Here is a 23,109-nt window from a genome sequence, read left to right as displayed (position 1 = left end):
CCATCATTGAGGAAACAGATTATGACGCTGAAAGTGGGTTTTATTGGTCTTGGGATCATGGGTAAACCAATGAGTAAGAACCTCATCAAAGCGGGTTACTCACTGGTGGTATCCGATCATAATTCGCAGTCTGTGGCGGAGGTGATGGCGGCGGGTGCGGAAACGGCCACCACCGCTAAAGCCATTGCCGAGCAGTGCGATGTCATCATCACCATGCTGCCAAACTCCCCGCACGTCAAAGAGGTTGCGCTGGGGGAGAACGGCATCATCGAGGGGGCGAAGCCCGGCCTGGTGCTGATTGATATGAGCTCTATCGCCCCGCTTGCCAGCCGTGAAATCAGCGAGGCGTTAAAAGCGAAGGGCGTCGACATGCTGGATGCGCCCGTCAGCGGCGGCGAGCCGAAAGCCATCGACGGCACCCTTTCGGTGATGGTGGGCGGCGATAAAGCCGTGTTCGACAAATACTATGACCTGATGAAAGCGATGGCGGGATCCGTGGTGCATACCGGAGATATTGGTGCGGGCAACGTCACCAAGCTGGCGAATCAGGTGATTGTGGCGCTGAACATTGCCGCCATGTCTGAAGCGCTGACGCTGGCAACCAAAGCGGGCGTCAATCCGGATCTGGTCTATCAGGCTATTCGCGGCGGCCTGGCGGGCAGTACCGTGCTGGATGCCAAAGCGCCGATGGTGATGGACCGTAACTTCAAGCCGGGATTCCGCATCGACCTGCACATTAAAGATCTGGCGAACGCCCTGGACACCTCTCACGGCGTGGGTGCGCAGCTGCCGCTGACCGCTGCGGTCATGGAGATGATGCAGGCGCTGCGTGCCGATGGCCTGGGCACGGCCGATCACAGCGCGATTGCGTGCTACTACGAAAAACTGGCGAAGGTGGAAGTGGCGCGTTAATAGCATCTTACCCGCACCTGAGGGTGACAGCGGCGCGCAAACCCACTATACTGCGCGCCGAAGCTGACCAGACAGTCGCCGCTTCGTCGTCGTCCCTTTCGGGGGAGACGGGCGGAGGGGAGGAAAGTCCGGGCTCCACAGGGCAGGGTGCCAGGTAACGCCTGGGGGGGAAACCCACGACCAGTGCAACAGAGAGCAAACCGCCGATGGCCCGCGCAAGCGGGATCAGGTAAGGGTGAAAGGGTGCGGTAAGAGCGCACCGCGCGGCTGGTAACAGTCCGTGGCACGGTAAACTCCACCCGGAGCAAGGCCAAATAGGGGTTCACATGGTACGGCCCGTACTGAACCCGGGTAGGCTGCTTGAGCCAGTGAGCGATTGCTGGCCTAGATGAATGACTGTCCACGACAGAACCCGGCTTATCGGTCAGCTTCAACTTCTCAGGAAACCCCGCTTCGGCGGGGTTTTTGCTTTCTGTGGTTGTAGGTCAGGGTAAGCGAAGCGGCAACCGGCACCGGGCAAACGACATCAATTCTCATATTTGCGACATTAAGCACATTTCACTGTTTTTATCCCTTCAATGTTTATCCTGAATCTGCAGATGATCGCCATCACAAAATTTCACGCTGAAAAACAGTGAATTTACAGTATTGTCAATTTGTTATGATTGTTATCTGTATGATCCTGAATGTTTTCCTGGTTGATATGGATATATTGAAATCAAAAACATTCAGGCTGTGAATGTGTGACCTGTTCCACTCTTTATCAAAAGCTGGCCAAAAAGCCTCTGCAGATTTTGATAATTTGAAAGAATGTTTCAACTGAATAACGGTTATTTATTGGCCTTTAATTGCCTGAAAGATCGTCTTTATTGATTTTTTTAATGCAGGAAAATTTATCAAGGTTATTGCCATAAAATAAATTTATTACTCCTGTTTTTGTTGATCAATATCAGCGTAATGGTCTGCCTTAATGCGTTCATCTCATTGTTAGTAAAGTCTTTTTAGGGTTTTGATTATTCATGTGAATAGTGTGGAAAAGCAAATTGTGAGTAACAGCACATACCCCTTGAAACATTATTGAGTAGAATCCACCCCGTCATAGGGAAATAAGCGCAGAATATTATGAACACTATTATTCTACCGAAAACACAGCACCTCGTGGTATTTCAGGAAGTCATTAAAAGTGGCTCCATAGGTTCTGCAGCAAGACAGCTGGGCCTGACGCAGCCCGCCGTCAGCAAAATCATCAGCGATATTGAGTCCTACTTCGGCGTGGAAGTGATGGTACGTAAAAACACCGGCGTAAAACTCACTGCCGCGGGCCAGGTTCTGCTCTCGTACTCTGAGTCGATCACCCGCGAGATGAAAAACATGGTGAGCGAGATTAACAGCCTCAGTTTTAGCACCGTCATGGACGTCTCCTTTGGCTATCCGTCGCTGATTGGTTTCACCTTCCTGTCCGGGATGATCAAAAAATTCAGGGAAGTGTTCCCGAAAGCACGCGTATCCATGTATGAAGCCCAGCTCTCCTCTTTTCTTCCGGCCATTCGCGACGGTCGGCTGGATTTTGCCATCGGCACGCTGAGTGATGAAATGCTGCTGCAGGATCTGCACGTCGAGCCGCTGTTCGAGTCCGAGTTTGTGCTGGTCGCCAGTAAATCACGAACGTGCACCGGCCCGACGACATTGGCATCGCTCACGCACGAGCAGTGGGTGATGCCGCAAACCGATATGGGCTACTACAAAGAACTCCTGACCACCCTGCAAGACAACCACATCAGCATTGAAAACATCGTCCAGACCGATTCCGTCGTCACCATTTATAACCTTGTCCTGAATGCCGATTATCTCACGGTGATTCCGCGCGATATGATTGCGCCTTTCGGCTCGGACCAGTTTATTGTGCTGCCAGTGGAAGATGAATTACCCGTGGCGCGTTATGCCGCCGTATGGTCAAAAAATTACAGGATTAAAAAATCGGCGTCAGTATTAGTTGAGCTGGCAAAACAATATTCGTCGATGAATATCGAAAGACGACGATAAAAATAATTACGCTTTAAAATACCCGGGGCGCCGCTTTTTAACGCTCTGATACCCTGACTTTGCCTGAAAACAATGAATTATTATAACGAGGACATTATGCACATTACTTACGATCTCCCGGTAACCATTGAAGATATACAGGATGCCAGAAAGCGACTGGCAGGAAAAATCTATAAAACCGGCATGCCGCGCTCAAATTATCTCAGCGAACGGTGTAAAGGTGAGATATTCCTCAAGTTTGAAAACATGCAGCGTACCGGCTCGTTTAAAATTCGCGGCGCGTTTAACAAGTTAAGCTCGCTGACCGACGCTGAAAAACGCAAAGGCGTTGTCGCCTGCTCGGCGGGAAACCACGCGCAGGGGGTGTCGCTCTCCTGTGCGATGCTCGGTATCGACGGCAAAGTGGTGATGCCAATGGGCGCACCGAAATCCAAAGTCGCTGCGACGCGCGACTACTCGGCAGAGGTGGTGCTGCACGGCGAAAACTTCAACGACACCATCGCCAAAGTGAGCGAAATCGTCGAGATGGAAGGGCGCATTTTTATCCCGCCTTATGACGATCCGAAAGTGATCGCCGGCCAGGGCACCATCGGCCTGGAAATCCTCGAAGATTTGTACGACGTGGATAACGTGATTGTCCCTATCGGCGGCGGCGGATTAATTGCCGGGATTGCCACGGCGATTAAATCCATCAACCCGACCATTAATATTATCGGCGTACAGTCTGAAAACGTTCACGGAATGGCCGCATCGTATCAGGCCGGAGAAATAACCAACCATCGCGTTACCGGCACGTTAGCTGACGGCTGCGATGTGTCTCGTCCGGGTAAATTAACCTTCGAAATTGTTCGTGAACTGGTCGACGACATTGTACTGGTGAGCGAAGACGATATTCGCAACAGCATGATTGCTCTTATTCAGCGAAATAAAGTGGTGACGGAAGGCGCCGGTGCGCTGGCCTGCGCGGCATTATTAAGCGGTAAGCTTGACCACTATATTCAGGGCCGTAAAACCGTCTGCATTATTTCCGGCGGCAATATCGATCTCTCCCGCGTTTCCCAAATTACCGGCTTCGTTGACGCATAAAGGTGACCTATGAGCAACACAGAAAGCATTATCGTTGGCCAGTCCAAAACGTCCTCCTGGCGTAAGTCTGATACTACCTGGACGCTTGGCCTGTTTGGTACCGCCATTGGCGCGGGCGTGCTGTTCTTCCCCATTCGCGCAGGCTTTGGTGGATTGATCCCCATTTTGCTGATGCTGGTTCTCGCGTTCCCGATTGCGTTTTACTGCCACCGCGCGCTGGCGCGTTTGTGTCTGTCCGGCAGCAACGTTTCCGGCAACATCACCGAAACGGTGGAAGAGCACTTTGGGAAGACCGGCGGGGTGGTGATCACTTTCCTCTACTTCTTCGCCATTTGCCCGCTGCTGTGGATTTACGGCGTCACCATTACCAACACCTTTATGACCTTCTGGGAAAACCAGCTCCAGCTGCCCGCGCTGAACCGTGGCTTTGTCGCGCTGTTCCTGCTGCTGCTGATGGCCTTTGTTATCTGGTTTGGTAAAGACCTGATGGTGAAGGTCATGAGCTTCCTGGTGTTCCCGTTTATCGCCAGCCTGGTGCTGATTTCCCTGTCGCTGATCCCGTACTGGAACTCGGCGGTAATCGACCAGGTCAACCTGAGCGATATCGCCTTCACCGGTCATGACGGCATTCTGGTCACGGTGTGGCTGGGTATCTCCATCATGGTCTTCTCCTTTAACTTCTCGCCTATCGTCTCCTCGTTCGTGGTCTCAAAGCGCGAAGAGTACGAACCGGAGTTCGGCAAAGAGTTCACAGAGCAGAAATGTTCCAGAATCATCGGTCGCGCCAGCCTGCTGATGGTGGCCGTGGTGATGTTCTTCGCCTTTAGCTGCCTGTTTACGCTCTCTCCGCAGAATATGGCGGACGCCAAGGCGCAGAACATTCCGGTGCTCTCCTACCTGGCGAACCATTTTGCCTCGATGTCCGGAACCAAATCGACGTTCGCGACGGTACTGGAATACGGTGCCTCCATCATCGCGCTGGTCGCGATCTTCAAATCTTTCTTCGGCCACTACCTGGGCACCCTGGAAGGGCTGAACGGCCTGATCCTCAAGTTTGGCTACAAGGGCGATAAGAAGAAAGTCTCTGTTGGCAAGCTGAACACCATCAGCATGGTGTTCATCATGGGCTCCACCTGGGTTGTGGCGTACGCCAACCCGAACATTCTCGACCTTATCGAAGCCATGGGGGCGCCGATTATCGCCTCTCTGCTGTGCCTGCTGCCGATGTACGCCATCCGCAAAGCGCCAGCCATGGCGAAATATAAGGGCAAACCCGAGAACATCTTCGTCACGGTTGTGGGCCTGCTGACCATTTTGAATATCGTTTACAAACTGTTCTAACCCAAAGCTCAGGAAGAGCGGAGTCATATGATGATTGAGTTTCCGGTAGTACTGGTTATTAACTGCGGATCGTCCTCTGTTAAGTTTTCGGTGCTGGATGCAGCAAGCTGCGATGCCCTGATGACGGGCATTGCTGACGGTATCAACACCGGGAAGGCCTTTATTTCCGTGAACGGGGGTGAGCCGGCCAGACTGGCTCACCAGGACTACGAAGGGGCGCTGGCTGCCATCGCCCTGGAGCTGGAGAAACGCGACCTGATGAGCAGCGTGGCCTTGATTGGCCACCGCATTGCGCACGGCGGCGACCTCTTCAGCGAGTCGACCCTGATCACGGAAGAGGTGATCGCGCAGATCCGCCAGGTCTCCCCGCTGGCGCCACTGCATAACTACGCCAACCTGAGCGGCGTGGAAGCCGCAGAGCGCCTGTTCCCCGGCGTGCAGCAGGTGGCAGTGTTTGACACCAGCTTCCACCAGACGCTGCCGCCGCAGGCGTATCTGTACGGATTGCCGTACCGCTATTTTGAAGAGCTGGGCGTGCGCCGTTACGGCTTCCACGGCACCTCTCACCGCTACGTGGCCGGGCAGGCGCATACGCTTCTCGGGCTGTCCCCCGATGACAGCGGCCTGGTGATCGCCCATCTTGGCAACGGGGCGTCCATCTGTGCGGTGCGCAACGGCGAAAGCGTCGACACTTCTATGGGGATGACGCCGCTGGAAGGGCTGGTGATGGGTACGCGCTGCGGCGACGTGGACTTCGGCGCGATGGCGTGGATTGCCCAGCAGACCGGCCAGTCCTTAGAGGACCTGGAGCGCGTGGTCAACAAAGAGTCCGGATTGCTGGGGATATCCGGCATCTCCTCTGATCTACGCGCGCTGGAGAAAGCCTGGCACGAAGGCAATGAGCGGGCGCAACTGGCAATACACACCTTTGTTCACCGCATTGCGCGGCATATTGCCGGTCACGCCGCGTCTCTGCACCGCCTGGACGGAGTGATCTTTACCGGCGGCATTGGCGAAAACTCGACGCTCGTCCGCGCGCTGGTGGCGGAACATTTGAACGTGTTCGGCATCCACCTCGACGACGCCAAAAACGCCCTGCCGGGCAGCGCGGGTGAGCGCATCATCAGCACCGATACCTCCCGTGTAGTCTGCGCGGTTGTCCCTACCAACGAAGAAAAAATGATCGCGCTGGACGCTCTCCGTCTTGGGAAGGTTACTCCGGCCGCGGCTTACGCCTGATAAAGCGAGAATCACATGAAAGTAACTATCGATACGGGCGTCGCGCCCTACAGCGACGCATGGGCCGGGTTTCGCGGTGAAGAATGGAAAAACGCCGTTAACGTCCGCGATTTTATTCAGCATAACTACACCCCTTATGAAGGCGATGAAGCTTTCCTCGCGCAGGCGACGCCAGCAACGACGGCGTTGTGGCAGAAGGTAATGGTCGGCATTCGCCAGGAGAATGCCACCCATGCCCCGGTGGATTTTGACACCAACATTGCCACCACCATTACGGCCCACGGGCCTGGCTATATCGACCAGGATCTGGAGACGATCGTCGGTCTGCAAACCGATAAGCCGCTTAAGCGTGCGCTGCACCCTTACGGTGGGATCAATATGATCCGCAGCTCGTTCGAAGCCTACGGTCGGGAGATGGATCCGCAGTTCGAATACCTGTTTACCGACCTGCGCAAAACCCACAACCAGGGCGTGTTTGACGTCTATTCGCCGGAGATGATGCGCTGCCGTAAATCCGGCGTGCTGACCGGTCTGCCGGACGGCTACGGGCGCGGACGCATCATCGGCGACTATCGTCGCGTGGCGCTGTACGGGATCGCTTATCTGGTGCGCGAGCGTGAGCTGCAGTTTGCCGATCTGCAGGGCAGGCTGGAGCGCGGTGAAGACCTGGAGGCGACGATCCGCCTGCGTGAAGAGCTGGCGGAGCACAAGCGCGCGCTGCTGCAGATCCAGCAGATGGCGGCGAACTACGGCTTTGATATCTCACGTCCGGCGATGAACGCCCAGGAAGCGGTGCAGTGGGTCTATTTTGCCTACCTTGCCGCGGTAAAATCCCAGAACGGTGGGGCGATGTCGCTGGGGCGCACGGCCTCGTTCCTCGATATCTACATCGAACGCGATATGCAGGCAGGGCGGCTGAATGAAGTCCAGGCCCAGGAGCTTATCGACCACTTCATCATGAAGATCCGCATGGTGCGCTTCCTGCGCACGCCGGAGTTCGACACCCTCTTCTCCGGCGATCCGATCTGGGCGACGGAAGTGATCGGCGGCATGGGGTTGGACGGCCGCACGCTGGTGACCAAAAACAGCTTCCGCTATCTGCACACGCTACACACCATGGGGCCTGCGCCGGAGCCGAACCTGACGATCCTCTGGTCAGAACAGCTGCCGATCGCGTTCAAGAAATACGCCGCGCAGGTGTCGATCGTCACCTCTTCGCTGCAGTACGAGAACGACGATCTGATGCGTGCGGACTTCAACAGCGACGACTACGCCATTGCCTGTTGCGTCAGCCCGATGGTGATCGGCAAGCAGATGCAGTTCTTTGGCGCGCGCGCCAACCTCGCCAAAACGCTGCTTTACGCGATCAACGGCGGAGTGGACGAAAAACTCAAGATTCAGGTCGGCCCGAAAACCGAGCCGCTGCTGGGCGACGTGCTGGATTACGACACCGTGATGGCGAGCCTCGATCACTTTATGGACTGGCTGGCGGTGCAGTACATCAGCGCCCTGAATCTCATTCACTACATGCACGACAAGTATAGCTACGAAGCCTCGCTGATGGCGCTGCACGACCGGGACGTCTATCGCACCATGGCCTGCGGCATTGCCGGGCTGTCGGTGGCGGCGGATTCTCTCTCGGCCATTAAATACGCCACGGTGAAGCCGGTGCGCGACCACACCGGTCTGGCGGTCGATTTCGTGATAGAAGGGGACTACCCGCAGTATGGCAACAACGACGATCGCGTGGACAGCATCGCCTGCGACCTGGTGGAGCGCTTTATGAAGAAAATTCAGGCGCTGCCAACCTACCGTAACGCGGTGCCGACCCAGTCGATCCTGACCATCACCTCCAACGTGGTCTACGGCCAGAAGACCGGCAACACGCCGGACGGACGCCGCGGCGGCACGCCGTTTGCGCCTGGCGCGAACCCGATGCACGGTCGCGACAGAAAAGGGGCGGTGGCCTCGCTAACGTCGGTGGCCAAACTGCCGTTCACATATGCAAAAGATGGGATCTCCTACACCTTCTCCATCGTGCCGCAGGCGCTGGGCAAGGACGAGCTGGTGCGTAAAACCAACCTGGTCGGGCTGCTGGACGGGTATTTCCATCATGAAGCGTCCATTGAGGGCGGGCAGCACCTGAACGTCAACGTCATGAACCGGGAAATGCTCCTTGATGCCATTGCGCATCCTGAGAATTACCCGAACCTGACGATCCGCGTTTCAGGGTATGCGGTGCGGTTTAACGCCCTGACGCGGGAGCAGCAGCAGGATGTGATTTCGCGAACGTTTACCCAATCTATCTAAAATGAGTTCTCATGCCCCCTCAACGTAGGGGGCATTTTTTTGCCCGCTAAACATACAAAATTGTTTATATAATTACTCACACATATTCATCCGCTCTTGAAAAACAATGCTCCTGCTTTTTCCTATAACAGAATGTAAGGACAGTAAGATGATGAAAATGACCCGTATTGCGCTGGTCGCCGCCTCGCTGGCAGTGTGCAGTTTTACGGCGCAGGCCGCGAACGTTGAGGCAGCCCCGTCTCCATCGCAGGATCCGCTGGTACAGCACCTGAAGCTCAGCAATGAGCAGGTTAAGAAGATTGACGATCTGCATAAGCAGCTGGAACAAAATGTCAGCAAGATCCCGATGACGGGCGTGAAGGACGGCGCGCTGATCGACATGTTCCAGGCGGGTAAGTGGGACGAAAGCACGGTGAAAAGCCAGCTTTCCGCCTTTAGCAAAATTGAAGAGCAGACCCGTTATTACCGCGTGAAATATTACTTCGACGTCAGCCAGGTATTGACGCCGGAACAGCGTAAGCAGATTAGAACCGATATGGCTAACGCGCTGGCAGAGTGATTCAGGAATCAATCATTTAAAATGAGACCTCACAGAATCGCTTTAATTAGATTCTGTGAGAATGAATTCTAAACATCATGCCGACGCACGTTCATTCCATGCATCAGCAAACTGAATATTCCCGTCGCAATAGGTCCAGGTCGCTTTTTCGTAGCGCAATTGAACAGATTCAAGGTGGCCAGTACCAGGGCAGTTACGTGTATCGTTAACAATAGGGGAGATAGAGACAACTTTCACACCTTCCAGCTCAGTTCTAAAGTATTCAACCTCCCAACCTGCGTCATTAATTCGGTAATATCTAATTTCAACTTTCTTAAGGTTTTGCCCTGTCGCTACCGCCTTATAAAGATAAGGAGATGAGCTATCAATTTCCTTCTCGAACAGGAAAGGCGCGTGTTTCCTCGTTCCGGTTAATCTTCCGGAGAGTGGATCGGTTGGAATACTCAAATTATGGGTTAAACCTCTAATTTCAACACTCCCTTCACGATCCTGAACATCACATGAACCTTTAATGAGTGAGCCACCGTCGTCATAGAACCAAATGTGAACAGGTACGGCCATGATAAAAACTCCTTCTATAAATCAATCGTGTATCCATTTTCCTGCTTTTACCGCTTCGGCAAACATTCTTACCGTCAATGGCTTTGATATTTGCTTAACCGGTTCTTTAGTAAACCATTTCCTGAAAAACCAGGTTTGAGTCCAGGGGAAATAATTTCCAGTGTTAACTTCAATAAGATACTTTTTTTCGAATCGCTCAATGGCATATACGATATCATCCAGATCCGTGTAATCCTGTAAAACATCATCTATCCCGAGGGGAATCCGTTTACCCGTAAATGTGCCTTGTTCTGGTAAATTATCCCTGAAGAATTTTAAAACATCAGCTTCACTGTTCATCTTCACCAAATCCGGTCTTTTGGGTGAGCAATCGTATTATATCTTGAAAGCGTTTTGTAACTTATCATTGCAACATCTGCAGCAAGTATGGTTATCCCTAGTGCAGGTATCCATCGGCCAATGAACGCACCTAAGTTTTTGGTATACATTGGTTTTCTGTATTTAAAGCTTGCAAGTGTAATTGTAGGTAGTCGGTGTGGTAGCTGTACATTCAGTAGATCTCGCAGGTACTTAGATGCCACAGATGTGCCTATTGTAGCCGTTTCTGGCTTTGTTCTGGTTTCAAGTATAGGTAAACCAAGAATCATAGTGGCCATCATTACTGCATCCTTTAATCCGCCGAACTGTTCATCGGTGGCATCCAAAAAAATCCAAAAAAATAACTCAGATGCGGAGATGTTACATACACCTTTATAAAAGTATGTTCCATTGAGTTCTTCAACGGTGTCCATAGTATAACCATAGTCTTTGCGTTGTTTGCTGAAATGTCATCCTATAAAAAACAAAGGGCTGAGAGTAGGGCGTTTATCTTTATAAATTCCGAAATATTCTCGTTTCAGGATGATGTAATTTTTTGATGCGCATCACATTTAGAAAATTTTATCTTCTTTTTAGGATTTTATGGAATGTTTTACTCATGATCTTGATAAATCCTTATAAAGGTTGTGACCTTTTTCTCCCGCGCTCCGGATATGATCTTTCCACACCAATAACACACACCTGCAACCATCTGAATCGCAATCGCTGGCGATCGGAACCTAATAAAAACAACTGTTTACCCTACAAAATAAGCGAGTGCCCCATGAATATGGCAACAAACAGCAGTGTGATTGTGAGTGATTCCCCTGCGGCAAGGCGGGCGGGAATGAGCGAAAGCGAGTGGCGAGAGGCGATTAAATTCGACAGCACCGACACGGGCTGGGTCATTATGAGTATCGGGATGGCTATCGGCGCGGGGATTGTTTTTCTCCCGGTTCAGGTGGGATTAATGGGGCTGTGGGTCTTTTTACTTTCGTCGATTATTGGTTATCCGGCCATGTACCTCTTCCAGCGATTATTTATTAATACGCTGGCGGAATCCCCGGAATGTAAAGACTACCCGAGCGTGATTAGCGGTTATTTAGGTAAAAACTGGGGCATCTTATTAGGCGCGCTCTATTTCGTGATGCTGGTGATCTGGATGTTCGTCTATTCCACGGCTATCACCAACGACAGCGCCTCGTATTTGCATACCTTCGGCGTGACCGACGGTTTGCTCTCGGAAAACCCGTTTTACGGCTTATTCCTGATCTGCATTCTGGTCGCTATTTCGTCGCGCGGTGAAAAGCTGCTGTTTAAAGTTTCCAGCCTGATGGTGCTGACCAAATTATTCGTGGTTGCCGCGCTGGGTCTTTCGATGATTGGACTCTGGCATTTAGCCAACGTGGGCATGCTGCCGCCGATGGGGCTGCTGATTAAAAACGCCATCATCACGCTGCCGTTTACCTTAACTTCCATTCTGTTTATTCAGACCTTAAGCCCGATGGTGATTTCGTATCGTTCACGGGAAAAGTCCGTTGAGGTGGCGCGCCATAAAGCGCTGCGGGCGATGAATATTGCCTTTGGCGTGCTGTTTGTGACGGTCTTTTTCTACGCCGTCTCCTTTACGCTAGCGATGGGGCATGACGAGGCGGTCAAAGCCTACGAGCAGAACATTTCGGCTCTGGCGATTGCGGCGCAGTTTATCAGCGGCGACGGCGCGGGCTGGGTCAAAATCGTCAGCGTGATCCTCAATATTTTTGCTGTGATGACCGCGTTTTTCGGCGTCTACCTCGGCTTCCGCGAGGCCACGCAGGGGATCGTCATGAACATCCTGCGCCGCAAAATGCCGGCAGAAAAAATCAATGAAAATGCCGTCCAGCGCGGGATTATGCTGTTCGCTATCCTGCTGGCCTGGAGCGCGATCGTGTTAAACGCGCCGGTGCTGAGCTTCACCTCCATCTGTAGCCCTATCTTTGGCATGGTGGGCTGCCTGATCCCTGCATGGCTGGTCTACAAGGTCCCGGCCCTACATAAGTATAAAGGCGTATCGCTGGTGATAATCGTCATCACCGGACTGCTGCTTTGTGTTTCTCCTTTCCTCGCATTCTCCTGAGGGTAATTAAGGTCGTAACGATGTCTAAGCAAACTCATCCTTTATGGAATCAATTTATTCGCGTAGTGCAGGAAGAAGTTAAGCCTGCGCTGGGGTGCACCGAGCCCGTTTCTCTGGCGCTGGCCTGTGCGATTGCCGCAGAGCAACTGCCTGGCGACGTCACGAAGATTGAGGCGTGGGTATCGCCGAATCTGATGAAGAACGGGCTTGGCGTAACGGTGCCGGGCACCGGCATGGTCGGGTTGCCCATTGCAGCTGCGCTGGGCGCGATGGGGGGCAATGCGCAGGCGGGGCTGGAGGTGCTGAAAGATGTCACCGCCGATGCGCTGGCGCGCGCCAAAGCAATGCTTAACGCTGGTCTGGTGCAGGTGAAATTGCAGGAGCCGTGCGAGGAGATCCTCTACTCGCGTGCCTGCGTTTACGCCGGAGAGGCTTCGGCCATGGTGACCATCGCGGGTGGGCATACCCGCGTGGTGGAGGTGGTTTGTCAGGGCGAAACGCGCTTCAGGCTTGACGATCGGCAGGCCGAGGTAAGTAACGATCCGCTAGCGGTTCTGTCAAATACCACGCTCTCGCAGATCCTTGAGTTTGTGGAGCAGGTGCCATTCGAGGCGATCCGCTTCATTCTCGATGCGGGGCGTCTGAACGATGCGCTCTCCCGTGAAGGTTTAAGCGGCAGCTGGGGTCTGCACATTGGCGCGACGCTCAGTAAACAGCGCTCACGCGGATGGATGGGGCAGGATCTGGGTTCAGACATTGTTATCCGCACCAGCGCGGCCTCGGACGCCCGCATGGGGGGCGCGACGCTGCCAGCGATGAGCAATTCTGGCTCCGGGAATCAGGGGATCGCCGCCACCATGCCGGTTGTGGTAGTCGCTGAGCACGTTCAGGCTGGTGATGAACGGCTGGCGCGGGCGCTGATGCTCTCGCATCTGTCGGCGATCTATATTCATTATCAGCTTCCGCGCCTGTCCGCACTCTGTGCGGCGACAACGGCAGCGATGGGCGCTGCGGCGGGAATGGCGTGGCTGATGGGCGGTTCTTACCAGACCATTTCTATGGCGATCGGCAGTATGATCGGTGACGTCAGCGGGACGATCTGCGATGGGGCGTCTAACAGCTGCGCCATGAAGGTTTCAACCAGCGTCAGCAGCGCCTGGAAAGCCGTGATGATGGCACTGGATGATACTGCCGTGACGGGCAACGAGGGCATTGTGGCGCACGACGTGGAGCAGTCGATCGCCAACCTGTGCGCGCTGGCGTGCCGCGCAATGCAGGCCACGGACCGGCAGATTATTGAGATTATGGCGAGTAAGGTGTAGCGATTGACCTTCACCCCTCACCCTGGCCCTCTCCCCAAAGGGGAGAGGGAATGATCGAGCCCCTCGCCCCTTTGGGGAGAGGGGTTGGGGTGAGGGGGATTTTTAAACCGGCAAATCAATCAGCAGCGCGCGCAGCGGCGTATCCGCCACCAGGGTAATATTCGCTTCATCACGAATAAACGCTCCGTCACCGCAGGTGAGCGCTTCTTTCTCTTCCGTGTGCGTCACCGCGTGCACCGTACCGTGAATGGACTGCAAATAGGCGCGCGGACCGTGCAGCTGGAAGCTCGCCTGTTCACCTTTTTTCAGCTCGATATGGTGCAGCCACACCTGCTGACGTAGCTGTAAACTGCCTTTGCTGCCGTCAGGTGACGCAATCAGCTGCTGTTTATCGCCCTTCAGATCTATTTTCTGCACAAGCGAGTTTTCCCGCTCAGGGCAGGCGTCCAGCCACAGCTGCATACGGGTCAGAGTTTTGTCTTTGCTGAGGTTATGCTCGCTGTAGCTAATGCCCGGCTGCGTGGAAATTAACAACGCTTCGCCAGCCTTTGCCTGGACATGATTGCCCTCGCTGTCGCGGTATTCTGCCTCGCCTTCCAGGATCAGGTTCAGGATATCGACTTTCGGGTACGTACGCGGCTGGAAGGACGCGCCCGGGGCGAGCACTTCCTGATTCAATACGCGCAGTGAAGCGTAACCGAGGAGTTTCGGGTCAAAATAGTGTCCAAAGGAAAAGGTGTAGCGGGCCTGCAGCCAGCCAAAATCGGCTTGTCCGCACTGTTTAGCTGTTCTTGTCGTAATCATAAACTTGACCTCTCTTTACACTAAAACAATGGTAAAGGTATGGACGCTGCATTGTTAGCCAGATATTCTGCCCGGTATGTTCAAATTTCCTGAATGAGAACGAGATGGCTAAAGAGAGAGCATTGACGCTTGAGGCGCTGCGCGTCATGGACGCGATTGACCGGCGGGGCAGTTTTGCCGCGGCGGCAGATGAACTGGGGCGCGTTCCGTCTGCGCTGAGCTACACCATGCAAAAACTGGAGGAAGAGCTGGACGTCGTGCTCTTTGATCGCTCCGGTCATCGAACAAAATTCACCAACGTGGGCCGAATGCTGCTGGAGCGCGGCCGCGTGCTGCTGGAAGCAGCAGACAAGCTCACCACGGACGCCGAAGCGCTGGCGCGCGGCTGGGAAACCCATCTGACGTTAGTCACCGAAGCGCTGGTGCCCACTGAAGCGCTGTTCCCGCTGGTGGACCGCCTGGCGGCGAAGGCCAACACGCAGCTGTCGATCATCACTGAGGTGCTGGCCGGGGCGTGGGAGCGTCTGGAGACGGGCAGGGCGGATATCGTCATTGCGCCAGATATGCACTTCCGCTCATCCTCGGAAATCAACTCCCGCAAGCTTTACAGCGTCATGAACGTCTACGTTGCCGCGCCGGATCACCCGATTCATCAGGAGCCGGAACCGCTTTCTGAGGTCACGCGCGTGAAGTATCGCGGTGTGGCGGTGGCGGATACCGCGCGTGAACGTCCGGTGCTGACGGTTCAGCTGCTGGATAAACAGCCTCGTCTGACGGTCACGTCACTGGAAGACAAAAGGCAGGCGCTGCTGGCCGGTTTGGGCGTGGCGACGATGCCGTATCCGTTTGTGGAGAAAGATATTGCGGAAGGGCGACTGCGGGTTGTGAGCCCGGAGTACACCAGCGAAGTGGACATTATTATGGCGTGGCGCCGCGACAGCATGGGCGAAGCCAAATCGTGGTGTTTGCGAGAAATACCTAAGCTCTTTGCGCATCACAACAAATAAGCGTACAGGCCCGGTAAGCGTAAGCGCCACCGGGCAGGAATTTACGCGCCGATCTTAGGATCCGGACCAAAGCGGTTTTCGCCCGGCGTGCCGCTCTGACAGTTGAAAATCAAAATCACGATCCAGCCGACAAGCGGGATCAACAGCAACAGCAGCCACCATGCCGAACGGTCGGTGTCGTGGAGACGACGAAACAGCACGGCCCATGAAGGCAGCAGAACCAATAAACCATAGATCGTGGTGAGTACGCCTTCACCGCCGGCGCGCTCCCATCCGAGAATTTTATCCACGATGCCCAGCACCATAATCAGGACGAAGTTCACCAGAACAAACATCCAGTACTCTTTGCGGCGGGCGCGGCCACCAAATCCAATGTAGTTGCGCAGTACTTTTAAATACCAGTCCATTTTTTCCTTGCCTCAATAATCGGTCAATCACTTGTTTTTTAAGCGATCGAGATAAGGATAGATGGTGATTGTGAATTAAAAAAGGGCATCTGTTGATGCCCTCCGTATTTATCCAAAACGAACGTCGCGCCCGTGCGGTTCATCCAGGTCCTGCCACGGGCCAACGGAAATAATGCCCGTTGGGTTGATGGTTTTGTGGCTACGGAAGTAGTCGGTGCGAATATGGTCAAAATCGACCGTCTCCGCGATCCCTGGCATCTGGTAGATGTCGCGCAGGAAACCGTGCAGGTTCATGTAATCGCTGATGCGGTGTTTATCACACTTGAAGTGGGTGACGTAAACCGGGTCGAAGCGGATAAGCGTGGTCCAGAGGCGGATATCCGCTTCCGTCAGGCGATCGCCCGTTAAATAGCGGTGCTGGCCGAGGATCTGCTCCAGCCGTTCCAGGGATTCAAAGACTTTCCCGACCGCTTCGTCGTAGGCTTCCTGGCTGGTGGCGAAACCGGCCTTGTAGACGCCGTTGTTAACGTTGTCGTAAATCCAGCCGTTCAGCTCGTCAATTTTATCCCGCAGCTCGACCGGGTAATAATCTCCGGCGCGGGCACCGTGCGCGTCAAACGCGGTGTTAAACATGCGGATGATTTCCGCAGACTCATTGCTGACGATCGTCTGGTTTTTCTTGTCCCAGAGCACCGGCACCGTAACGCGTCCGGTGTAGTGCGGATCGGCGCGCAGGTAGAGCTGGTAAAGGAAATCGTGGTGATACAGGTCATCACCGGTCGCGGCGGGGAAATCGCTGTCGAACGTCCAGCCATTTTCCAGCATCAGTGGGTTGACCACCGAAACCGGAATCAAAGATTCGAGCCCTTTAAGCTTGCGCACAATCAGCGTGCGGTGTGCCCACGGGCAGGCGAGAGAAACGTACAGATGATAACGATCTTTCTCCGCCGCGAAGCCGCCTTCGCCGCTTGGGCCAGGCGCGCCGTCGGCGGTCAGCCAGTTACGGAAGGCCGAAACAGAGCGCTTGAAGCGTCCTCCGGTGGATTTAGTGTCATACCAGACATCCTGCCAGACGCCGTCTACGAGTTGTCCCATTTTTTCTCCTCCGTCAGATAGCAAAAGCGAGGAGATATCTCCTCGCTTTGGATTCAATCAGTATAGCGTGCTTACCACTTCTTATTCAGAAGGCGGTCGATGCTGTATGCGCCTGGACCTGTGATAGCCAGCAGCAGGAAGCCACCCGCGATGGTCAGGTTTTTCATGAACATCAGTGAGTTCACGCCTTCCGCAAAGTTGCTGTGGAACAGGAACGCGGTCAGCAGGGTAAAGCCTGCGGTAAACAGCGCAGTGGTGCGAGTCAGGAAGCCGAACAGAACCGCCAGGCCGCCGCCGAACTCAAGCAGAATAGTCAGTGGCAACAGGAACCCCGGAACGCCCATGGATTCCATATATTGCTGAGTACCCGCATATCCGGTGATTTTGCCCCAGCCTGCCACGATGAACAGAATTGGCATCAGAATACGTGCGACCAGTACACCAACATCTTCTAATTTTTTCATTTTACTCTCCAGGAAACCACATCAGCGGCTGAACATTATTTGTCTGCAATTCCGGGTAGATACCGCGGCTCTGCTGTCGATGGAGAGGATAATAAACGGGGCGGGTGGCAATTGTTAGCAAGGAAAACTGTCAATCTTCTTCAAAGATATTGAGTAAGGCCAGGTGCGCGCTGGTGCCCTCACCCCAACCCTTTCCCACGGGGAGAGGGCGAAAAAAAACGGTAACCAGGGTTACCGTTTTGCGTTTATCACCGCAGCTGCTGTTGTCGCAACGTCGCTTTCACCAGACGCCAGGCGCTCCAGGCACCAAAACCGCGTCGGGCCCAGCGGATGAGCATATTCGGATGACGAACCGTCCAGATAGCCATCACGCTGCTGCCGACCAGCGCCCATGAACGCAGGCTCAGGAAGGTATTCCAGCCACGGTCAAACCGTCGCGTCGCGTCGATCCAGTCACGGCGGCTGGCAGACAGATCCAGCCGTTGCTGCTGGATCTGACTTAACAGGTACGCTTTTCGCTTCTGACGTTCCGCTTTATCGCTCACGGCTTGTCATCCTCCAGCAGGGCGCGATCGTTAGCCAGTTCCTGGCGCGTGTGGCGCAGGAAAGTGGACTTGCGTGCTTTACGCAGTGTCCATATGCCGCCAATCAACGCCGCGACCAGAAGAACGACGGTCGTGGCAATCATCGCGTTGAGTCGATACTGTGGGTCAATGGCCCAGATGATTAACACCATCAGGCTCATCAGACCAAACGCGGCGAAGAGCATGGTCAGTCCGAGCATCAGCAGCATCTGGAAGAGGTTCGCTTTCTCCTCTTCCAGTTCGACCACTGCCAGCCGGACGCGCGTTTCGGCAATCCCGACCAGCGTCGTTAAAATACGCTGGCCGATGCCGAGGACGTTATTAGCAGGCCCTTGTGCGTGACGAGGATCTTCCATATCAACGACGCGTCAGCAGGACACCCAGTACCACACCTACTGCGGCACCAATTCCAACACCCGTCCATGGATTATCACGTACATATTCGTCCGCACGCGCAGCCGCTTCACGGGTCTGTTTCGCCAGCGCATCCCCGGTTTCACCCAGGCGGTAGCGGCTCTCTTTCAGCGCCTGCTCCGCTTTGCTGCGCAGCTTGCTCACTTCTTCTTTCGACTTATCGGCAGAGGAGTTCAGCACCTCTTCAAGGGTATCGGCCAGGGATTTCAGTTCAGCGCGCAGATGTTCAGACGTCGTATCTTTTGACATGATTCTCTCCTGTTGAGATTTCCGTTAACTCAATAATCGCGAGCTTCCAGCGCTTTCAGGTCGTCCTGCGCCTCTTTCAACTTCTTCTCGCGCTTAGCAATTTTTTCCGCATCCCCTTTCTCTTTCGCTTCCTGCAGGTCTTGTCGGCGCTCGGCTATCTCGTCCTTTTGTTCAGCGATTTTCTTCTGGTGATCGGCACGCAGCTTGCTGTCTGAACAGTTCGCTTTCACTTCGCTCAGCGCTTTTTTAAGACCATCAACACGGTGCTGATTGTTATGCTTTTCGGCATAACCGATCTCACGCTGAATATCCTGTTCTTTCTCCTGACAGAGAGAGTTTGCGAAGGTCGCTGTGCTTAAAGATAAAAGGGCCAGAGCCAGGGTAATGCGGAATTTCATTTTCGAAACCTTCCATTGTGTTGCGGGGTTAGCCGCTATCCAAAATTATGCGGAGTACATTCGAGGGGTGCTCCGCGTACTTAAGCATAGTAAGTAAACGGGGGATTCACCAAAGTGAGTGAAAAGATTCGGAATCCTGGAAGTTATCCGAACCGATGCGACGTATCGCGAATCAACGACAGCCATGCGGCCGGCGAGTTGTCGTCTTCCTGCTGGGCAATGATATATCCGTGCGGCAGCGTACGGTCAAGAACGGCTTTCGCGGCGGCGCTCTGCGCACGGGAATCAAACTTAATCAGTAAAACATCGTCCTGCGGGGTGATGCTTTTAAAGCGGATGCCGTTTGCATCCAGATGATGCCAGACAGAAAAACCGTCAGGCACACCGCCCCCCTGGTTTACCGGACGAATGGCCAGCGTAGCGTCCTGATGTGAAAGCGTGTTCCAGGCCAGCAGTATAGCGCTGAGCATCACCAGTGCAATAAAGGCGCAGGCAAAGCGGCGCATGGCGAGCGGTGAGATAACCATCGTTAACCTCGCGCTCCGTATTTTTTCTTCCACAGGACAACCAGCGAGCCAATCAGGCCGAAGACCAGCAGAACAACAGGCAGCAGCATCAGGCAGGACATCAGCTGATCTTCATATTTCATGAAGACCGGCGTTTTACCCAGCGCATAGCCCAGCGTCGTCAGGATCAGAACCCATAACAGGCCGCTCATCCAGTTGAAGAACTGGAAGCGTGCGCTGCTCAACCCGGACAGCCCGGCAATGGTGGGCAGCAGGGTGCGTACAAAGGCGATAAAGCGGCCAATCAGCAGCGCGGAAAGCCCATGCTTATGAAACAGGTGGTGTGCCCGCTGGTGATAGTGCGCAGGCAGATGGGAAAGCCAGTTCTGTACTATTCGGGTATTGCCCAGCCATCTTCCCTGGATATAACTCACCCAGCAGCCAAGGCTGGCCGCGACGGTCAGTAATAAGATGGTCTGCGGGAACGCCATTGCGCCTTTGGCACACAGCACGCCGACAAGCACCAGCAAACTGTCACCCGGTAAGAAGGCCGCAGGCAGCAAACCATTCTCAAGGAACAGGATCATAAACAAGACAAAATAGAGCATGCCAATCATGGAAGGGTTGGCCAGCGTTTCAAAATCCTGCGCCCAGAGGGCATGCAGCAGTTGGGTCAAAAGTTCCATTCAGTGTTCCTGGAAATCGGTTAACGTCTCGCCTGTTATCCGGGACAAACAGCACGGCGACATTGTTGTGATTTCATTATGGTCGCTCGCGGACACATTGAGTTGTGGCCAACACTGTTCCCTGTTAATTGGCTGGTTAGCAAGCACTAACTTTCAAAATAACGAAGTGAATCCAATTGTAACAAAGCCCGACGTTCTGCGTCACAGAATTTGCAGGGTGAGGTGATTTTGGCGTAAGCCCTGAAAGTGAGCGAGGGATTTTACAAAGGCTGACACTATATATGTTTTGCTTACCCACTCAGGCGGGAAGGCGCAGCGAAGCGCCTGCCGGCAGAAAGGTCACCTATTTTGCGCCGCTCGGGGCCGTATCGAGGTGAACGACAGGATTATCAGCAAAAAGATAGCGGTCGGCGTTAAATTCGAAGTCGTCGCTGGTTTCATTGAACAGCATCTGCTTGGTGTTTTCCAGGTGCTGCCACATGGCCAGTTTCGCTGCATGGGGATCTTTACGAATCAGCGCCTTAAGGATCTGGTCGTGATCGTCACACCAGTTGTCGACCGTGCGGGAATCGATGTGATCGTGCAGTTTTTTCCAGTAGGGGTTGTGAACGCGCTGAGTCCACATTTTCTCAACGATTGCCGCCAGCGCCGTATTCTGGGTGGCCAGGGCAACCTGAACGTGAAACTGCAGGTCCCACTCGGAATCACGGAAACATTTTTCCTTGCGGGCGTTTTCCTGAATCTCCATCAGCTTCATGATGTCCTGCTTGGTCACCTGCGTGGCGGCAAATTCGGCAATATTGCTTTCGATCAGCTGGCGAGCCTGGAGCAGCTCAAACGGGCCGTAGCTGGCGAATTCCAGACTTTCATCCGCTACCGGAGAGTGCTTAGGCTGATTAGAAATAACGTGAATGCCGGAACCTTTGCGTACCTCGACGTAGCCTTCCACTTCCAGCATGATAATCGCTTCGCGCACTACGGTGCGGCTCACACTTTTTTCATCCGCGATAAAGCGCTCGGCGGGAAGTTTATCACCGACAAGATAGACCCCTTGCTCGATGCGATCTTTCAGCTCAGCAGCAAGTTGTTGATATAAACGACGTGGTTCGGTGATTTCCATATGCGCTCCAGGCAGGGTACGGCAGATGATTTGTTATACCACTTTCACGGAATACTCTCCAGATTTTGCCATTAAAAAAGCCGCCCGCAGGCGGCTTCGGTGAAACGTATTTTCGCTAACTCTGCGTAGCCGGTTTCCCGAGGGACTCTTTCGCCAGCTCCTCTGCAGATTTACTTTTCAGTACCGTCCAGATAACCACCGCACCCATCAGGTCAAAGATTGCCAGCACCGCGAACAGTGGGCTGAAGCCGATGGTATCCGCCAGCGCGCCGACGACCAGCGCGAACATGGTACTTGCGGTCCACGCGGCCATCCCGGTCAGGCCGTTGGCGGTTGCCACTTCGTTACGGCCGAAGACGTCAGAGGAGAGCGTAATCAACGCGCCGGACAGCGACTGGTGCGCAAAACCACCGATGCACAGCAGCGCGATAGCGACGTAGGGGCTGGTGAACAGACCGATCATGCCCGGGCCAATCATCAGCAGTGCACCCATGGTCACCACCATCTTACGGGAAACAATCAGGTTCACCCCAAACCAGCGCTGGAACAGCGGCGGCAGGTAGCCGCCCACGATACAGCCCAGGTCAGCGAACAGCATCGGCATCCAGGCGAACATCGCGATCTCTTTCAGGTTAAAGCCATAGACCTTGAACATGAACAGCGGGATCCAGGCGTTGAAGGTCCCCCAGGCCGGTTCAGCCAGGAAGCGCGGCAGGGCGATACCCCAGAACTGACGGGTGCCCAGGATCTGCCAGACGGACATCTTCTTACCGTTGTTGGTCTGATGTTGCGCTTCCTGACCACCAATAATGTATTCGCGTTCTTCCTCGGAAAGTTTCTTCTGATCGCGCGGGTGTTTATAGAAAACCAGCCACGCCATTGCCCACGCAAAGCTCAGCACGCCAGAAATGATGAACGCCATCTGCCAGCTGTGCATCACGATAGCCCACACCACCAGCGGCGGCGCAATCATCGCGCCGATGGACGAGCCTACGTTGAAGTAGCCGACCGCAATGGAACGCTCTTTTGCCGGGAACCACTCGGAGCTGGCTTTCAGCCCCGCCGGGATCATCGCCGCTTCCGCTGCCCCTACCGCGCCACGGGCCAGCGCCAGACCGCCCCAGCTGCCTGCCAGCGCGGTTGCGCCGCAGAACACCGCCCAGGCGATGGCGAAGAAGGCATATCCGATTTTGGTACCGAGAATATCCAGAACATAGCCAGCGACTGGCTGCATGATGGTGTATGCCGCGGAATAGGCGGCAATGATGTAAGAGTATTGCTGCGTGGAGATATGCAGCTCTTCCATCAACGTCGGCGCCGCGGCTGCCACGGTGTTACGCGTCAGGTAGCCCAGCACGGTGCCCAGCGTCACCAGCGCGATCATATACCAACGTAACCCTTTAATTTTACGCATCTAAAACCTCATCGTTATGTTATTTCCGCGCCAGAGCACGGCAACCTCTCAACCGTTTCCGGGAGCAGTTGTGTAACGGGAGGGGCATAACCGGGAGAATGTCCCGGAACGGCCC

General features: G+C 54.3%; 25 protein-coding genes and 1 other RNA gene. 11 read left to right on the top strand and 15 right to left on the bottom strand.

Annotation, left to right across the window (positions count from 1 at the left end; genetic code table 11):
* The first annotated feature begins 21 nt into the window (after positions 1-21).
* The 8 genes from garR (at position 22) to ACR42C_RS19810 (ending at position 9,490) form a co-directional block, all read left to right on the top strand.
* Positions 22-912 (top strand): 2-hydroxy-3-oxopropionate reductase, encoded by an 891-nt coding sequence (garR, locus tag ACR42C_RS19845; RefSeq protein ID WP_116342215.1) that lies wholly within the window; start codon positions 22-24, stop codon positions 910-912.
* Positions 913-971: 59 nt separating this feature from the next.
* Positions 972-1,348: RNase P RNA component class A (gene rnpB / locus ACR42C_RS19840), an RNA gene on the top strand.
* A 686-nt stretch (positions 1,349-2,034) separates the two neighbouring features.
* Complete coding sequence (gene tdcA / locus ACR42C_RS19835; protein ID WP_163329732.1) at positions 2,035-2,955, top strand: transcriptional regulator TdcA; 921 nt, start codon at positions 2,035-2,037, stop codon at positions 2,953-2,955.
* A 96-nt stretch (positions 2,956-3,051) separates the two neighbouring features.
* Complete coding sequence (gene tdcB, locus ACR42C_RS19830; RefSeq protein WP_096217841.1) at positions 3,052-4,041, top strand: bifunctional threonine ammonia-lyase/L-serine ammonia-lyase TdcB; 990 nt, start codon at positions 3,052-3,054, stop codon at positions 4,039-4,041.
* Positions 4,042-4,050: 9 nt separating this feature from the next.
* On the top strand, positions 4,051-5,382 hold the full coding sequence (tdcC, locus tag ACR42C_RS19825; RefSeq protein ID WP_116342210.1) for a threonine/serine transporter TdcC: 1,332 nt from the start codon (positions 4,051-4,053) through the stop codon (positions 5,380-5,382).
* Positions 5,383-5,412: 30 nt separating this feature from the next.
* Positions 5,413-6,621, top strand: a complete 1,209-nt coding sequence (tdcD, locus tag ACR42C_RS19820) for a propionate kinase (RefSeq protein ID WP_479985210.1) — start codon at positions 5,413-5,415, stop codon at positions 6,619-6,621.
* Between the two features lie 15 nt (positions 6,622-6,636).
* Complete coding sequence (gene pflB, locus ACR42C_RS19815; RefSeq protein ID WP_320720945.1) at positions 6,637-8,931, top strand: formate C-acetyltransferase; 2,295 nt, start codon at positions 6,637-6,639, stop codon at positions 8,929-8,931.
* Positions 8,932-9,079: 148 nt separating this feature from the next.
* A complete protein-coding gene (locus ACR42C_RS19810; protein WP_320720946.1) occupies positions 9,080-9,490 on the top strand; it encodes a Spy/CpxP family protein refolding chaperone in 411 nt (136 codons plus the stop codon).
* Positions 9,491-9,565: 75 nt separating this feature from the next.
* On the opposite strand, the gene ACR42C_RS19805 is transcribed toward ACR42C_RS19810, so the two are convergent.
* From ACR42C_RS19805 to ACR42C_RS19795, 3 genes are read right to left on the bottom strand one after another with little or no spacing between them, the layout of a single operon-like run.
* Positions 9,566-10,051, bottom strand: a complete 486-nt coding sequence (locus tag ACR42C_RS19805) for an Hcp family type VI secretion system effector (RefSeq protein WP_010435904.1) — start codon at positions 10,049-10,051, stop codon at positions 9,566-9,568.
* A gap of 21 nt (positions 10,052-10,072) precedes the next feature.
* Positions 10,073-10,390 (bottom strand): DUF1493 family protein, encoded by a 318-nt coding sequence (locus tag ACR42C_RS19800; protein WP_080328283.1) that lies wholly within the window; start codon positions 10,388-10,390, stop codon positions 10,073-10,075.
* Between the two features lie 2 nt (positions 10,391-10,392).
* On the bottom strand, positions 10,393-10,842 hold the full coding sequence (locus tag ACR42C_RS19795) for an STM2901 family protein (RefSeq protein ID WP_010435901.1): 450 nt from the start codon (positions 10,840-10,842) through the stop codon (positions 10,393-10,395).
* A 350-nt stretch (positions 10,843-11,192) separates the two neighbouring features.
* Between ACR42C_RS19795 and ACR42C_RS19790 the strand changes: the two genes are divergently transcribed.
* A complete protein-coding gene (locus tag ACR42C_RS19790) occupies positions 11,193-12,524 on the top strand; it encodes an SLC5/6 family protein (protein WP_022649483.1) in 1,332 nt (443 codons plus the stop codon).
* A gap of 20 nt (positions 12,525-12,544) precedes the next feature.
* Complete coding sequence (locus ACR42C_RS19785) at positions 12,545-13,846, top strand: L-cysteine desulfidase family protein (RefSeq protein WP_192983887.1); 1,302 nt, start codon at positions 12,545-12,547, stop codon at positions 13,844-13,846.
* 102 nt (positions 13,847-13,948) lie between these two features.
* On the opposite strand, the gene ACR42C_RS19780 is transcribed toward ACR42C_RS19785, so the two are convergent.
* Positions 13,949-14,650 (bottom strand): pirin family protein, encoded by a 702-nt coding sequence (locus ACR42C_RS19780; protein WP_316379877.1) that lies wholly within the window; start codon positions 14,648-14,650, stop codon positions 13,949-13,951.
* 104 nt (positions 14,651-14,754) lie between these two features.
* On the opposite strand from ACR42C_RS19780, the gene yhaJ reads away from it, so the two are divergent.
* Positions 14,755-15,657 (top strand): DNA-binding transcriptional regulator YhaJ, encoded by a 903-nt coding sequence (yhaJ, locus tag ACR42C_RS19775; protein ID WP_003862655.1) that lies wholly within the window; start codon positions 14,755-14,757, stop codon positions 15,655-15,657.
* 41 nt (positions 15,658-15,698) lie between these two features.
* On the opposite strand, the gene ACR42C_RS19770 is transcribed toward yhaJ, so the two are convergent.
* The 11 genes from ACR42C_RS19770 to ACR42C_RS19720 all read right to left on the bottom strand — a co-directional run bounded on the left by ACR42C_RS19770 (position 15,699) and on the right by ACR42C_RS19720 (position 22,994).
* Positions 15,699-16,064 (bottom strand): DUF805 domain-containing protein, encoded by a 366-nt coding sequence (locus ACR42C_RS19770; RefSeq protein WP_061096989.1) that lies wholly within the window; start codon positions 16,062-16,064, stop codon positions 15,699-15,701.
* 108 nt (positions 16,065-16,172) lie between these two features.
* Positions 16,173-17,159 carry a glutathione S-transferase family protein gene (locus ACR42C_RS19765; protein WP_479984488.1) on the bottom strand — a complete coding sequence of 329 codons (987 nt, stop codon included), beginning with the start codon at positions 17,157-17,159 and terminating at the stop codon, positions 16,173-16,175.
* A gap of 71 nt (positions 17,160-17,230) precedes the next feature.
* Positions 17,231-17,623, bottom strand: coding sequence for a DoxX family protein (locus tag ACR42C_RS19760; protein ID WP_116342196.1), 393 nt, complete (start codon positions 17,621-17,623; stop codon positions 17,231-17,233).
* A gap of 248 nt (positions 17,624-17,871) precedes the next feature.
* Positions 17,872-18,168: a YqjK-like family protein gene (locus tag ACR42C_RS19755; protein WP_014885330.1), complete on the bottom strand. Its 297-nt coding sequence runs from the start codon at positions 18,166-18,168 to the stop codon at positions 17,872-17,874.
* Positions 18,165-18,563: a phage holin family protein gene (locus ACR42C_RS19750; RefSeq protein ID WP_014885329.1), complete on the bottom strand. Its 399-nt coding sequence runs from the start codon at positions 18,561-18,563 to the stop codon at positions 18,165-18,167. The genes ACR42C_RS19755 and ACR42C_RS19750 overlap by 4 nt, the downstream gene beginning before the upstream one ends.
* A gap of 1 nt (position 18,564) precedes the next feature.
* Positions 18,565-18,870, bottom strand: a complete 306-nt coding sequence (locus ACR42C_RS19745) for an ElaB/YgaM/YqjD family protein (RefSeq protein WP_008503141.1) — start codon at positions 18,868-18,870, stop codon at positions 18,565-18,567.
* Positions 18,871-18,899: 29 nt separating this feature from the next.
* Complete coding sequence (locus tag ACR42C_RS19740; RefSeq protein WP_116342194.1) at positions 18,900-19,268, bottom strand: DUF1090 domain-containing protein; 369 nt, start codon at positions 19,266-19,268, stop codon at positions 18,900-18,902.
* A gap of 143 nt (positions 19,269-19,411) precedes the next feature.
* Positions 19,412-19,795 carry an EnvZ/OmpR regulon moderator MzrA gene (mzrA, locus tag ACR42C_RS19735; RefSeq protein ID WP_116342191.1) on the bottom strand — a complete coding sequence of 128 codons (384 nt, stop codon included), beginning with the start codon at positions 19,793-19,795 and terminating at the stop codon, positions 19,412-19,414.
* 2 nt (positions 19,796-19,797) lie between these two features.
* Positions 19,798-20,460, bottom strand: a complete 663-nt coding sequence (gene yqjA, locus ACR42C_RS19730) for a DedA family general envelope maintenance protein YqjA (RefSeq protein ID WP_008503144.1) — start codon at positions 20,458-20,460, stop codon at positions 19,798-19,800.
* Positions 20,461-20,803: 343 nt separating this feature from the next.
* On the bottom strand, positions 20,804-21,580 hold the full coding sequence (gene exuR / locus ACR42C_RS19725) for a transcriptional regulator ExuR (protein WP_028014506.1): 777 nt from the start codon (positions 21,578-21,580) through the stop codon (positions 20,804-20,806).
* Positions 21,581-21,695: 115 nt separating this feature from the next.
* Positions 21,696-22,994 carry an MFS transporter gene (locus tag ACR42C_RS19720; RefSeq protein WP_116342188.1) on the bottom strand — a complete coding sequence of 433 codons (1,299 nt, stop codon included), beginning with the start codon at positions 22,992-22,994 and terminating at the stop codon, positions 21,696-21,698.
* Between the last annotated feature and the right edge of the window lie 115 nt (positions 22,995-23,109).

It is taken from the genome of Enterobacter sp. MG-EB028, from assembly GCF_056673305.1.
The sequence above is the reverse complement of the archived record's forward strand: the minus strand, read 5'-3'. Positions and strand labels throughout refer to the sequence as shown.

Excerpts from the sequence above, each read along its gene's own strand:
- ACR42C_RS19785 (WP_192983887.1), top strand. The coding sequence starts at position 12,545 with ATGTCTAAGCAAACTCATCCTTTATGGAATCAATTTATTCGCGTAGTG.
- ACR42C_RS19760 (WP_116342196.1), bottom strand. The coding sequence starts at position 17,623 with ATGAAAAAATTAGAAGATGTTGGTGTACTGGTCGCACGTATTCTGATG.
- ACR42C_RS19750 (WP_014885329.1), bottom strand. The coding sequence starts at position 18,563 with ATGGAAGATCCTCGTCACGCACAAGGGCCTGCTAATAACGTCCTCGGC.
- tdcC (WP_116342210.1), top strand. The coding sequence starts at position 4,051 with ATGAGCAACACAGAAAGCATTATCGTTGGCCAGTCCAAAACGTCCTCC.
- ACR42C_RS19810 (WP_320720946.1), top strand. The coding sequence starts at position 9,080 with ATGATGAAAATGACCCGTATTGCGCTGGTCGCCGCCTCGCTGGCAGTG.
- ACR42C_RS19790 (WP_022649483.1), top strand. The coding sequence starts at position 11,193 with ATGAATATGGCAACAAACAGCAGTGTGATTGTGAGTGATTCCCCTGCG.
- ACR42C_RS19800 (WP_080328283.1), bottom strand. The coding sequence starts at position 10,390 with ATGAACAGTGAAGCTGATGTTTTAAAATTCTTCAGGGATAATTTACCA.
- ACR42C_RS19780 (WP_316379877.1), bottom strand. The coding sequence starts at position 14,650 with ATGATTACGACAAGAACAGCTAAACAGTGCGGACAAGCCGATTTTGGC.
- yqjA (WP_008503144.1), bottom strand. The coding sequence starts at position 20,460 with ATGGAACTTTTGACCCAACTGCTGCATGCCCTCTGGGCGCAGGATTTT.
- ACR42C_RS19745 (WP_008503141.1), bottom strand. The coding sequence starts at position 18,870 with ATGTCAAAAGATACGACGTCTGAACATCTGCGCGCTGAACTGAAATCC.
- yhaJ (WP_003862655.1), top strand. The coding sequence starts at position 14,755 with ATGGCTAAAGAGAGAGCATTGACGCTTGAGGCGCTGCGCGTCATGGAC.
- ACR42C_RS19720 (WP_116342188.1), bottom strand. The coding sequence starts at position 22,994 with ATGCGTAAAATTAAAGGGTTACGTTGGTATATGATCGCGCTGGTGACG.
- tdcA (WP_163329732.1), top strand. The coding sequence starts at position 2,035 with ATGAACACTATTATTCTACCGAAAACACAGCACCTCGTGGTATTTCAG.
- tdcB (WP_096217841.1), top strand. The coding sequence starts at position 3,052 with ATGCACATTACTTACGATCTCCCGGTAACCATTGAAGATATACAGGAT.
- ACR42C_RS19805 (WP_010435904.1), bottom strand. The coding sequence starts at position 10,051 with ATGGCCGTACCTGTTCACATTTGGTTCTATGACGACGGTGGCTCACTC.
- ACR42C_RS19765 (WP_479984488.1), bottom strand. The coding sequence starts at position 17,159 with ATGGGACAACTCGTAGACGGCGTCTGGCAGGATGTCTGGTATGACACT.
- pflB (WP_320720945.1), top strand. The coding sequence starts at position 6,637 with ATGAAAGTAACTATCGATACGGGCGTCGCGCCCTACAGCGACGCATGG.
- mzrA (WP_116342191.1), bottom strand. The coding sequence starts at position 19,795 with ATGGTTATCTCACCGCTCGCCATGCGCCGCTTTGCCTGCGCCTTTATT.
- ACR42C_RS19795 (WP_010435901.1), bottom strand. The coding sequence starts at position 10,842 with ATGGACACCGTTGAAGAACTCAATGGAACATACTTTTATAAAGGTGTA.
- garR (WP_116342215.1), top strand. The coding sequence starts at position 22 with ATGACGCTGAAAGTGGGTTTTATTGGTCTTGGGATCATGGGTAAACCA.
- tdcD (WP_479985210.1), top strand. The coding sequence starts at position 5,413 with ATGATTGAGTTTCCGGTAGTACTGGTTATTAACTGCGGATCGTCCTCT.
- exuR (WP_028014506.1), bottom strand. The coding sequence starts at position 21,580 with ATGGAAATCACCGAACCACGTCGTTTATATCAACAACTTGCTGCTGAG.
- ACR42C_RS19770 (WP_061096989.1), bottom strand. The coding sequence starts at position 16,064 with ATGGACTGGTATTTAAAAGTACTGCGCAACTACATTGGATTTGGTGGC.
- ACR42C_RS19740 (WP_116342194.1), bottom strand. The coding sequence starts at position 19,268 with ATGAAATTCCGCATTACCCTGGCTCTGGCCCTTTTATCTTTAAGCACA.